Below are 12433 nucleotides of genomic sequence, written 5' to 3'. Positions count from 1 at the left end.
AACCGGGTGCCGATATGATAAACCATGTTAAGGATAGCGCTTGATCACCATATGGTGACGCAGGGTGCCCAGCGGGCGCAGGCTGGCTTAAGCCTTGTACGACACGGCGAATCCACGGACAGTGTCTATACTGCGTAGCGCCCTTTTGACGGCACGGCGCTTTTTTACAACGCACAGGTCAACAACGCACAAGGTCATGAATGAGCTCGGAAAATACAGCCCGCGCCTTCTGGGTCGAAGCGCCCGGACAAGGGACCATTCGAACACAGTCGCTGGCGAGACCAGGGGCCGATGAGGTCAGGATTCGCGCCTGTTACAGCGCCATCAGCCGGGGTACTGAAACCCTGGTGTTTCACGGCCGGGTGCCGGAAAGCGAACATGCGCGCATGCGCGCGCCCTTTCAGGAAGGTGACTTCCCGGCGCCGGTCAAATACGGCTATTCAAGCGTGGGCCTGGTGGAAGAAGGCCCGAGTGACCTCGAGGGCCGTTACGTATTCTGCCTGCATCCCCATCAGGATCACTACGTCGTCCCCATGTCCATGGTGCAGCCGCTACCTGACGCACTGCCTCCCGAGCGCGCCGTACTGGCCGCCAACATGGAAACGGCGCTCAACGGCCTCTGGGACGCCGCACCCCGGATAGGAGATCGCATCGCCGTGATTGGCGCCGGCGTTGTCGGCACGCTGATGGCCTGGCTGTGTCGAAATATCCCGGGCACCCGGGTCGAGCTGATCGACATCGACGAGTCGCGAAAAACGCTGGCACAGGCACTGGATATCGACTTTGCAACGCCGGCGCAGGCGCGCGATGAGTGCGATCTGGTCATTCATGCCAGCGGTAGCGAAGGCGGCCTTCAGCAGGCGCTGACGCTCGCCGGCGCGGAGGCGACCATCATCGAAATAAGCTGGTTCGGCGCGCAGTCGGTCAGCCTGCCACTGGGCGAGGCCTTTCATTCGCGGCGACTGACGCTGCGAGCCAGTCAGGTCGGTACGGTCTCCCCAGCCCGCGCGGCACGGCGTACCCATGCCGAGCGTATGGCACAGGCGCTCGAACTGCTTGAGGATGACCGGCTGGACGTCCTGATCGATGCAGAAAGTGACTTTGAAGCACTACCCGATACCATGGCCCGCGTTACCACCCAGGCCGGCACCCTGTGTCACCGCATTCGCTACAGTACCTGATTCATTTTTCCCTTTCGGAGTCCTGCCATGTACAGCCTTACCGTTCGCGATCACGTCATGATCGCCCACAGCTTCAACGGTCAGATCTTCGGTCCGGCCCAGAAACTGCACGGCGCCACCTACATCGTGGATGTCACTTTCAAGCGTCCGGAGCTTGATCAGGACGACCTGATCGTCGACATCGGCCTTGCCAGCCAGACGCTGTCGGAAGTGTTGAGCGACATCAACATGCAAAATCTTGACGAAATCGAGGAGTTCAAGGGGCGCAACACCACTACCGAGTTCATGGCCAGGGTCATCTTTGACCGCATGGCCGCCTCGATCGAGGCCGACCAGCTGGGCGAGACCGGCAAGGGACTGACGGCGCTAAGCGTTACCCTGCACGAATCCCATATCGCCTGGGCAAGCTACGAAGGGTCGCTATGACATCCGAACACTCCGTTCGCCGTCTGGTCCTGATCATCGCCGGCCGGCCGGATCAGCTGACCGGCGGCTATATCTATGATCGTCGCATTGTCGAGGCGCTACGCGAGATCAACATCCAGGTCGAGGTCATCGGGCTGGATGGGCGCTTTCCGTGGCCGGACGATATTGCCCGGGAATCGCTGCAGCGAGCGCTGGGCGGCTGTACCGATCGCAGCCTGGTGGTGGTCGATGGCCTAGCCGCCAGTGCCATGCCCGACGTACTGGAAGTGCATGCCCGTCGCCTGACGCTGGTCGCGCTCATTCATCATCCGCTGGGCGATGAAACCGGTCTCGATGAGGGGCAACGCAAAACGCTCCTGGGGCTTGAATGCCAGGCATTGCAGTCAGCTGCCGGCATCATCGTGACCAGCCGCTTTACCCAGCGCCGTCTGGTCGAACTGGGCGTCGATGAGACACACATCAGCGTGGTCGAGCCCGGTATCACGCCGGTATCGATCGCCCCGACAGACAATGACACACCGCGACTGCTGTGCATCGCCACCCTGATTCCGCGCAAGGGCCAGCATCTGCTGCTCGAGGCGCTGGCAGATCTCAAGGCACATGACTGGCACTGTGATCTGATCGGCGATGACACCCGCGACGAGCGCTATACTCAAAAACTGCGCGACCTGATCGTCGAACATCAGCTCGAGCAGCGCGTCACCCTGCATGGCGCCCTGGCTCCCGAGGCGCTGGAAACACACTGGCAGCAGAGTGATCTGTTTGTCCTGCCCTCCTTCTATGAAGGCTATGGCATGGTGATTACCGAGGCGCTGGCCCATGGTCTGCCCGTCATCACGACCACCGGCGGCGCACTGGCCGACACCCTGCCTGCCAGTGCCGGCATCCATGTCCCTCCTGACGATGCGCCTGCGCTGCGTAATGCGCTGCGCTCGCTGCTGTTTGACGACACCGCTACGCGCAGCACGCACTATCAGACCCTGCGCCAGGGCGCGCTTGAGGCCCGCCGGACACTCAACGACTGGCCGGGCGCCGCCGATGATTTTCTGGCCTGTCTGAATCGCCTGCACATCAACGCCGCTTCCTGACTGGAGTCACCGCCCATGGCCCAATCACGGACGCTAGGCGATATGGCCGCACACAGTGATTTCAGTGCGTCATGGCTCGCCCTGCGTGAAGCGGCTGATCATCGGGCCCGCGATGATCAGCCGCTGAGCGAAGCATGCCGACACTGGCTGTCATCACGCTCGCACCAAGGCACCTTGCGACTGCTGGACCTGGGCTGTGGCAGCGGCAACAACCTGCGCTATCTCGCGCCTCGCCTGCCGCCTCGTCAGCACTGGTGTCTGATCGACCAGGATGCTGCGCTGCTGGCGCATGCCCGTGGGGAGGCCAACCCTCATCACGCGCATATTGCAGAGCTTGACTGCCGCCAGCGCGATCTTTCCGAGCTGGATCAGGCCCTGACAGAAGACATGCTGGCCGGCACCGATATCGTGACCGCCTCCGCTTTGCTTGATCTGGTATCGAAGGCGTGGCTGGAGACGCTGATCAAACAGTGTGCCTCGCACCAGTGCGCGGTATGGCTGGCCATGAGCATCAACGGGGACAATGCGCTCATCGATCATGACGATCAAAACGGCGACGCCGCCCTGCTGGAGATGGATCGACAGGTCCAGCAGTTGATCAGGGCCCATCAGCAGCGCGACAAAGGGTTCAATGGCGCCCTGGGCACGCACGCACCGGAGGTGGCCGCCACCCTGCTGGAAAACGCAGGCTATCAGGTGACCCGGACAAGCGCCCCCTGGCAGCTTGACTGCCGAGAGGCGGAGACGGCATTGCTGGCCAGAGCGCTTGTAGAGGGCTGGCGGGATGCGGCGCTGGAACAGGCCCCCCATCAGCGTCAGGTCCTGATGAAGTGGCATGAGACGCGCCAGCAACATATCGCCCGGGGGCGCCTTGGGATCGTGGTGGGGCATACCGACCTGCTCGCCGTGCCGGCCATGTCCGGGGCTTCATGAGGACGGGAAGATCTCGAAATACGGCAGGCGATCTGCACGGATATCGGCGCCTGCTGGCCTCTCCAACGCTGCGCTGGGTGTTCACGCTGATCATTCTGGGTTGCGTGGCCTGGCTGGTGGATATCGAAGCCCTGCTGGTACGCCTGAGCGATCTCTCCGCACAATGGCTGATACTGGCACTACTGATTTCGATTCCCCAGGTCATCCTCTCTGCCTGGCGCTGGCAGCTGACGGCGCGCCACATGGGGCTTTCACTGCCGCTGCGCACCGCCATCAGCGAATACTATCTATCGATCTTTCTCAATCAAATGCTGCCAGGAGGTGTCACGGGGGATCTGGGCCGTGCCTGGCGTCATGGTACCCGGGACGCTGCCCATGGCGCGGCACTGCGGGCGGTCATTATCGAACGGGCATCGGGTCAGGCCGCGCTATTGCTGGTGGCACTGGCCACCCTGCTGATCTTTACGCCGCTGCGACATGGGCTGATCGAGCGATTTGAACAGGCCAACCTGATGCTGGGAGCAGGCACGCAGGGGCAATATGCGCTGCTGGCGATGGCCCTGGCGATCATGCTGCCGGGGGTGTGGGTCTATCGACACCCGCCGCACTGGCTGCACGCATTACGGCGTGATCTGCGTCGGGGGCTCTGGAATCGACGCCTGTGGCTGCGCCAGCTTGTAAGCTCGATGGCCATTGTGCTGAGTTACATGCTGGTATTTATCTGCTGTGCCAGAGCACTGGGGGAATCAATGTCGACGACGACACTGATGGCCTTGACGCCACCGGTACTGATGGCCATGGCCATTCCGGTCTCTGTGGCCGGCTGGGGCATCAGGGAAAGCGCTGCTGCGCTGGTCTGGATACTGGCCGGTTTTCCTGCCCAGCAGGGCGTGGCCATTTCGATGACATATGGTGCGGTCATACTGCTGTCGAGTCTGCCAGGTGCCGTGGTACTGCTTCTGGGCCGCCATGTAACACCTCGACACGCCCGTGGATAGGATCAGGGCAACCTGTTGACGATACCACTATCGTCTTTTTCGCCAGCCTGTTCGCCAGTGCCGGCGGTGGCCTCATCGCCGGGAAGCTCGCCGGGAATCACACCATTGGCGGCATCCCTTTGAAGATTCCACTGTCGCTCCTGCTGTGCCTGGTCAAGCGTCAGCCAGATACCAGAGACCACCAGCAACATACCAAACAGCAGCGATAACAACCCTTTCACACTCATTTTCAGGCTCCAGTCAATGGCGAGGGACCCCGGCATTTTCCCAGAGAATCCGTCATCGAAGAGCCTGAAAAGAACGGTTAATCCGTGTCTGTTTGCTCAACAGTGCCAAAATCAAGATCGAAAAGCACATCATTGCCCAGCGTGTAATGCCGTGACGACGGACGCATTGCCTCACTCAGGCACTCGATGACCGGCAGTGTCAGCGTGGGTCTGCCCGAACCGATAATCATCGGCGTGACCATGCTGTGCAGACGGTCCAGGCAGCCGGTCTGTAAAAATCGCGAGATGGTCATGCCGCCCCCTTCCACCAGCACGCGCATCAGCCCCTGACGATGCAAAATATCGATCACCTCTCTGGGATCGACACCGTTTGACTGCACCTCAAGCCCCCATACGCTGACGGCATGGGCATGACATTCATGGCAGGCCTGCCAGTGCGCGACATGTTCGTGGCCTACCAGATGCAGGGTTGTTGCGCTGTCATCTTCAAAGACAAATCGGCTTTCAGGCACCCGGCCACGGGGATCCAGTACCACCCGGACCGGATGCTCACCGGTGACATGGCGTACCGTCAGGCGCGGATTATCCATGGCCACGGTGCCGGCACCCACGACAACGGCATCGACGATGGCACGCAATGCATGCAGATGCACAAGTCCTTCATGGCCGGTGACGTAATAGGACGCCCCACATTCGGTGGCAATACGCCCATCAAGGCTCTGCCCCAGCTGCGCCATGACCAGCGGCGCGGCGCGCGCTACCAGCGGCAGCATGATGTCGAGCAACTGCGATGCTGATGCGTCAACCTCCTCACTACAGTGCCACGCTCCGCCGGCCGTTATTGACATCGTATTGTGCTGATATGAGAGGCCGCGCTGCCAGTCAAACCGGCGTGCGCGCAATACATGTTCCCAGGCCTGCGTCCTGGAGAGAGCCATCGCTGCCATAAGTTCCCTGCTACCCCGATATGTTGCTGGTTGAAGACATGGCAATAGCGGCCTGAAGAACAGTCCCGCCCCTCCTGAAACTCGTCATGCTCACATGGCGCGCTTTTATAAGCACAATATTGTACAAGTTTTTTGAAAAACTGCCGTTGACTGAAAAAGGCCCTGCCATGATGAATCCATGGCTTTCAGCCGCCCTCCGGCAGGCTTTTAACGAACAGTGTCCAAAAATTTTGCGCTTTTTGATTGTGAAAATTCATGAGCCTTCATTGGCAACAAGCCGCATCTTGTACCAATAATGTACAAGAAATTAAAACACTGCATGGTTGTCTGGAATGTCATGAAATGTCACTCCAGCATCAGCACATGTCGATCACCCGGAGGGGAGACACTGTCATGTCTGCAAGTGATTATTTGCGTGTTCACAATACTCGTCTGGCCGATATGAACGCCCTGCCCAGAGAGCTGCTCTGCCGCTATCTGGCGACCTGCCCGGCCGTGGTTCGCCGCCAGCTGTTGATGCGTCTGCCCGGGCGCTAGCATGTATCATCTCGCGCTGCTGCCTCTTGCCAATGGCAGACATCAGGCGCCAAGGCGATCACCCACACCGGATGCTCGCCATGTTCGGCGCAGCGCAGCACTTTCAATGGCCCCGCCAAAGGCAGACATGATCAGACAGTGGGATCTGGCCCGCGTGATACCGGTATAGACCAGTTCTCTTGTCATGATCGGGTTGGGCCGCTCGGGCAGCACCAGCAGCACGCGCTCAAACTCCGAGCCCTGGGACTTGTGTACGGTCATGGCAAACGCTGTCTCAACGCCACCCAGCCTCCCCGGTAACACGGCACGTACGCCCTCACCGGAGGGATGTGGAAAGAACACCCGCAGCCGCCCTGACGTCACGTCACGATGTTCATCCTCGCGGGCCATGAACATCGCAATACCGATATCACCGTTATATAACCCCAGCTGCGGATCATTACGCGTGACCATGACCGGCCGTCCGGCATACCAGCCGCGGGTACCGCCGACCAGCTTCTCGCGAAAGAGCGCCTCGACGATGGCCTCGTTGAGTCCTTCCACGCCCCATGGTCCTCGTCGCAGCGCGCAAAGCACCTGAAAGCGCGCGAAAAGACGCAATACCTCTTCTGGTCCTGCGCCACTGCCCATCGCCCTGAGCGCTTCACGGTAGCCGCTGACCGCTCGTCGAATCAGGGCACCGGTCTGCTCGCCGACCAGCTGAAAATCAATGTCCTGATAGCCGGCCTGCCAGCAGCGTTTGATGTCATCAACGCTACCGCGATTGACGGCACGCGCCAGTGCCCCTATCCCTGAATGCTCGTGAAAACGATAGCTCTTTTGAAGTACGACCACATGATCGGCCAACACTGACACGGGAGCGACTGACGCCGGCAACGGCTGTCCGGCCGCCCTTTCCACCAAGTGCTGCACCTCATCACTGCACCGTCCCTGTGCGGCCCCTTCACAGAGATCCCCCAGTACGGCGCCGGCTTCCACCGACGCCAGCTGGTCACGATCTCCGAGTAAAATCAGCCGCGCATGGGCGGGCAGCGCAGCCAGAAGCGAGGCCATCAGCTCCAGGTCCACCATGGACGCTTCATCGACGACCAGCACGTCCAGTGCCAGCGGATGATCACTGTCATGACGAAAATGGCGACTGTCACGCTGCACGCCCAACAGCCGATGCAGGGTGGTGGCCTCACGCGGCAGGGAGGCGCGCACCGCCTCGGACACAGCCAGTTCGGCGACCGCCCCGCCCAGCGACTGGGACAGTCTTGCAGCCGCCTTGCCGGTAGGCGCCGCCAGATGCATGATCAGCGCGCGCCCCTGTTCATTCAGGGCGCTCTCCTGCAACAACGCCAAAAGGCGAGTGACTGTCGTGGTCTTGCCGGTGCCCGGCCCGCCGGAGATGACCGTCAGACGATTGCGCAGCGCCATGGCACAGGCCACCTTCTGCCAGTCGGAGCCAGATGCCGCCGCCTCACGGTCAAACAGTCTTTCCAGCCGCGCCATCATCTCGTCACTGATGCTGCCGGCCCGGCTCATCAGTTTCTGAAGACGCGCCACAACACTACACTCGTGCTGCCAGAAGCGACGCAGATAAAGCCTTTGGCCTTCAAGCACCAGCGGCAGGGAAGCAGCGTCATCATGCCCCTGTCCCATCACATCAGAGGCATGCAGGCGCTCACGCCATGTGTCCACATGATGAACACCCAGCGCTGCCAGCAGTGCCCCGGGGCTGACAATACCGGCTTCATCACCAGGCGCGGCCATGTCATGAGGCGGCAGGGACAGCACCGCATCGGGGTCACGCAGGGCATGATCGAGATCCAGGCAGATATGCCCGCGTCCCAGCTGATGGCTGACCAGCGCGGCGCTCAACATTACCAGCGGATCCCCTCTTGAGGTGTGCGTGCTCACAAACCGGGCCAGATGCGCATCCAGCGGGCGCAGCCACCCGACCGCGATCCAGCACTCCAGCTGCCGGGTGATAAAGGCCATATCCACGGCGCCTGCCGGCGGCAGTGCCGCGTACTGCGACGAGTCAGCCACCAGCGGGGTGGGCTCACCGGCGGCGTCCATATCCGGCGTGTCCAGCAGCTCATCGAAAAGGGAAAACTGGCCGCTCTCGAGGCTTTTATCGCGGCGCGTCATGACATCCCTCCTGCACCGGCGCTCTCATCGGCGCGTTCTTCTTCATGAAAAGACTGGTCCTGCGCCAGCAGCTGGTCGAGCTGCTCGATCAGCGCTCGCGCCGGTTTGCGATACAACACGCCGCGCCCCCCCTCTGCCGTCATGCCGCGTAGAAAGAGATAGAGCACGCCACCAAGGTGGTGATCATAGTCATAGTCCGGCAGCCGGCTTTTCAAGTGACGGTGCAGCGCCAGGGTATAAATCACGTACTGAATGTCGTAGCGATGTGAGACCACGGAGGCGACCATGGCAGCCTGATCATAGGCTTCCAGGGTGTCGCCCAGATGGTTGGATTTCCAGTCGAGCACGTAAAAGCGCCCATCGTGCTCGATGACCAGATCGATATAGCCCTTGAGCATACCGGCAAGCGTTCTGGGCGCCAGCTGCGCGCGCGCTCCCGGTAGCGGCTCATGCTGACGAATCAGCGCGTCCAGCCGATAGCTGCTGACACCCTGTGCCGGCAGCCAGAACTCAAGCTCGGCTCGCCAGCTTGTCAGCTGCTCCAGAGACAACCCCGGTAGCGTCGGATGCAGCGGCGCCGTCAGTACCGCGCAGCACCAGTCATGCAGTACCTCCACCCAGCGATCATCGTAATGGCTGCGCTGCACCCGCTGGCGAATCAAGCGATAAAGCTCCTCCCGATAGCCTGAGCCCGGCACGGCAAGCTCGCCCAGACGGTCAGGATCAATGTTTTCCAGCAGGGCGTGCAAAAAGGTGCCCGCCCGCGGACCGCGCGGGAAATCAAGCAGGCGGCGTACCGGCGGCAGCGGAATGGGGCTGGTCTCATTGAGCACCTCCAGATCAAGCCCCGGTCCCTGCGCTTCGAGCATCGATTCACGCGCCTCGCGGGTCATGTCGCCGGGCTGACGGGCGCCCTCGACCAGCGCCGTATAGGACGCCACCCACCAGTCTCGATCAATTTGGCCCCTGAACCGGCGCGCCCGGCCCACCGCCGAGTACTCACCGGGCGCCATCGTTACCTGATCCAGCAGGGTTGGCGGCGCGGTCAGCGCAATGCTGCCCGGCGTCACCAGTGAGGCCAGTATCTCGCGTAGTGCTGTGGTATCCAGCGACGTACACGCGCCGTGCTGACACAGCAATGCCCCGAGTGCAGCACCTGCCAGGGTCGTCGCACCCTCTGGCGTGTCCTTGCGTGAGGCGCCCTTGTAGATCGGCCCGATTCCCAGCCGGCACAGGTGACGTGCACGCGTCAGCGCCACATACAAAAGACGCAGGTCCTCCTGCAGGCGCACCCGGTCGGCGTGCGCGCGCTGTTCGTCGCTGACCTGCATGATCAGCGAGGCGCCGTGGGAAGCATCGCTCAGCATCAGCGTTTTGCTCTTGCCATCCACCTCGCGGTGGTCGGCGATGAATGGCAGGTAGACCAGCGGATACTCCAGCCCCTTGGACTTGTGAATGGTGATAACACGCACCAGGGTATCGTCACTTTCCAGCCGCAGAATCAGGGATTGCGGGTCCATGCCACTATCAAAGCGCCCGGCCAGTGACTGGTGCCACCAGCGCAGCAGCGCCTGCTCACCGTCCAGTCGGGCACTGGCGGTCTGGGCCAGCTCGCCCAGATGCAGCACATCGGTCAGGGCCCGCTCGCCATCGGGCTGGGTCAGAAGCCTTGCAGGCACGTCAAAATCACGCATGATCACGCGCAGCATCGGCAGCACCCCTTGGCGCTGCCAGAGACGATGGTAGCCATCAAAGCGCTCCACCATTGCCTCCCAGGCCAGCTCGTCGGCTTCCAGCCGCGCCACTTCCGTCAGCGAATCACTCATGAGTCGTGTGGCCAGCGCCGCACGCAGGGAGCGGTCATTGCGCGGGTGGGCACAGGCTTCCAGCAGCTGAAGCAGGTGAAACGCCTCGCGGGACTCGAACACCGAGGTTTTCTGGCTCAGATAAACCGAGCGGACCCCGCCCTCCAGCAGTTTCTGGCGTACCCGCATGGCCTCGCTGCCGGTACGCACCAGAATCGCGATATCGGCCGGTCGCAGCGCCCTGATGTCACCTTCGGGGCTGCGAAAGCCGGTCTCGCCGCGGCGCGCACCGGCCAGCAGCCGGGTAATATCGGCACACGTCGCGGTGGCCATGGTGTCGAGATAGTCATCGCGCCGAACCGACGTCTCCCCTTCCATGTGCCAGCAGGTCAACGCCTCGACCGGCTCACCGGCCTCGACAAATACCTCATTGCGCCCGTGGGCCGTCACCGGCTCATAGGGGATTTCGTCAAGCTGAAAGGGTGACCCGGTGGCAAAGAGATGATTAACGGCGCCGACCATTGCCTGGGTGGAGCGAAAGTTGCGATCCAGCGTGTAGCGCTGATCCACATGGCGGCGCGCCTGCAGATAGGTCTCGATATCGGCGCCGCGAAATCCATAAATGGCCTGGCGCGGGTCACCGATCATCAAAAGCGCGGTAGGTACCTCGGACGTGTCCGAAAATCCCGTTCCCGTGTCAGCGGCGTCAGTGTCCTCCGCTGCCAGCCCCGCCATCTGCTGCGGCATGGCGTAAATGGTGGAAAAGATTCGGTACTGAACAGGGTCGGTATCCTGAAACTCATCGATCATCGCCACCGGCAGGTTGTGACGAATGCGAGCGGCCAGACGCGGCCCGGCCGGGCCGGCCAGCGCATCATCCAGGCTGTTGAGCAGATCATCGAAATCCCACATGCCACGCCGACGCTTTTCCTGCGTCAGTGCCTGCGCCAGGGCGTCCCGGGCATGCGCCAGCACCCGGGCGCGCACCGTGGCCTGCTGATCACGCTGAGTGTCCAGAAGTGTTTCAAACTGCGCCAGCGCCTCGAAAAAGGCATGTTCAGGCGGGGCGTGGTTTTTTTTAACCCCCTCTTCCAGACGCGTGCGCGAACACCACAGCCGCTTTTTCGTATCCCAGAGCGTGTCATCGGGCGTCTCGTGCTCGCCAGTCATCCACTGCTTCAGGGACGCCAGACGCGCCTCCAGATCCGCCGGCCTGAAAATATTGGCCTTGAGCGACCCACGCTTGATCGCCTCTCGCAGTAGCGCTGTAATGTCATCACTGGACGTCTGCCACAGCGCACGAAGCTGGGTCAGCTGCGCCTCGCTCTGCGCCATGGCGCGATCCAGCCGCCCCAGCGTTTCATCCAGTGATACAGGCGCATTGATCAGCGTCTCTCCCAGCATGAGTGCCCTGGGGCGACCGCCGTGCAACAAGAGGCTGATCTCCTGCTGCAGATCGCCCGGGGTTTCCCACCACTGCGCCAGCAGGCGCTGGCGCGCCGTGGACTGTCGATAGAACTGACGACGCCAGTAGTCTTCTACCAGTGACCTGAACAGCACGCTGCTGTCCGGCACCAGCTCGCTGGCAAACAGTGCGCCGCTATCAAAGGCGTGACGCTTGAGCATACGCTGGCAAAAGCCATGAATGGTGAAGATGGCGGCATCGTCCATGACGCGAGCGGCAGCATCGAGCCTTGAAGCCGCGCGTTCGCGGTCCTCGGGCTCAATGTCTTCAAGCAGCCGGTCGAGCACGGCATCGCTTTCAGCGCGCCCCAGCAGTACCTCGCGTGCCTGGCGCAAGCGCGCGCGGATACGATCACGCAACTCCTCGGTGGCAGCCTCGGTAAAGGTCACCACCAGAATTTCCGGTGGCATCAGGGGGCGCGGATAGGCGGCGTCACCGCCATGCCCCAGCACCAGGCGCACATAGAGCGCAGCCAGGGTAAAGGTCTTGCCGGTACCGGCGCCGGCCTCGATCAGGCGGCGGCCGTTAAGCGGCAGCGTCGGGATATCAAGCGATGTGGTCATGAGCGCATTACACCATCGCCGCGCGTCGTGTGCCATGGGTAACGCCGGGTGCGTTTCTCCTCCAGACAGGTCCTGACCCTGACACCGCAAGCTGCCCATGTGACGTGCCTCGGTACTCGACGGATCG

The 12433-nt window shown here is 61.9% G+C and carries 10 protein-coding genes; 6 read left to right on the top strand and 4 right to left on the bottom strand.

Going from position 1 to position 12433, the window contains the following annotated elements:
• The first annotated feature begins 200 nt into the window (after window positions 1–200).
• The 5 genes from IE123_RS02880 to IE123_RS02860 are packed head-to-tail and all read left to right on the top strand — an operon-like array spanning window position 201 to window position 4626.
• Window positions 201–1181, top strand: coding sequence for a zinc-dependent alcohol dehydrogenase (locus IE123_RS02880; protein WP_189514900.1), 981 nt, complete (start codon window positions 201–203; stop codon window positions 1179–1181).
• Window positions 1182–1208: 27 nt separating this feature from the next.
• Window positions 1209–1607, top strand: coding sequence for a 6-pyruvoyl trahydropterin synthase family protein (locus IE123_RS02875; RefSeq protein WP_189514898.1), 399 nt, complete (start codon window positions 1209–1211; stop codon window positions 1605–1607).
• Entirely contained in the window at window positions 1604–2695 is a 1092-nt protein-coding gene (locus tag IE123_RS02870) for a glycosyltransferase family 4 protein (RefSeq protein ID WP_189514896.1), read from the top strand. The genes IE123_RS02875 and IE123_RS02870 overlap by 4 nt, the downstream gene beginning before the upstream one ends.
• Window positions 2696–2710: 15 nt before the next feature.
• A complete protein-coding gene (locus IE123_RS02865; RefSeq protein ID WP_189514894.1) occupies window positions 2711–3628 on the top strand; it encodes a class I SAM-dependent methyltransferase in 918 nt (305 codons plus the stop codon).
• Complete coding sequence (locus IE123_RS02860) at window positions 3625–4626, top strand: lysylphosphatidylglycerol synthase transmembrane domain-containing protein (RefSeq protein ID WP_189514893.1); 1002 nt, start codon at window positions 3625–3627, stop codon at window positions 4624–4626. The genes IE123_RS02865 and IE123_RS02860 overlap by 4 nt, the downstream gene beginning before the upstream one ends.
• A gap of 2 nt (window positions 4627–4628) precedes the next feature.
• On the opposite strand, the gene IE123_RS02855 is transcribed toward IE123_RS02860, so the two are convergent.
• Both IE123_RS02855 and IE123_RS02850 read right to left on the bottom strand, forming a co-directional pair.
• On the bottom strand, window positions 4629–4853 hold the full coding sequence (locus IE123_RS02855) for a hypothetical protein (protein ID WP_189514891.1): 225 nt from the start codon (window positions 4851–4853) through the stop codon (window positions 4629–4631).
• 77 nt (window positions 4854–4930) lie between these two features.
• Window positions 4931–5638 carry a RibD family protein gene (locus IE123_RS02850; RefSeq protein WP_229819550.1) on the bottom strand — a complete coding sequence of 236 codons (708 nt, stop codon included), beginning with the start codon at window positions 5636–5638 and terminating at the stop codon, window positions 4931–4933.
• 555 nt (window positions 5639–6193) lie between these two features.
• Here IE123_RS02850 and IE123_RS02845 point away from each other — a divergent pair.
• Window positions 6194–6337, top strand: coding sequence for a hypothetical protein (locus tag IE123_RS02845; protein ID WP_189514886.1), 144 nt, complete (start codon window positions 6194–6196; stop codon window positions 6335–6337).
• A gap of 42 nt (window positions 6338–6379) precedes the next feature.
• Here IE123_RS02845 and recD read toward each other — a convergent pair whose 3' ends face one another.
• On the bottom strand, window positions 6380–8473 hold the full coding sequence (gene recD / locus IE123_RS02840; RefSeq protein WP_229819549.1) for an exodeoxyribonuclease V subunit alpha: 2094 nt from the start codon (window positions 8471–8473) through the stop codon (window positions 6380–6382).
• Entirely contained in the window at window positions 8470–12306 is a 3837-nt protein-coding gene (gene recB / locus IE123_RS02835) for an exodeoxyribonuclease V subunit beta (RefSeq protein WP_189514884.1), read from the bottom strand. The genes recD and recB overlap by 4 nt, the downstream gene beginning before the upstream one ends.
• Between the last annotated feature and the right edge of the window lie 127 nt (window positions 12307–12433).

Origin of the sequence: Kushneria pakistanensis, from assembly GCF_014652795.1 — a bacterium.
Lineage (GTDB): Bacteria > Pseudomonadota > Gammaproteobacteria > Pseudomonadales > Halomonadaceae > Kushneria > Kushneria pakistanensis.
The sequence above is the reverse complement of the archived record's forward strand: the minus strand, read 5'-3'. Positions and strand labels throughout refer to the sequence as shown.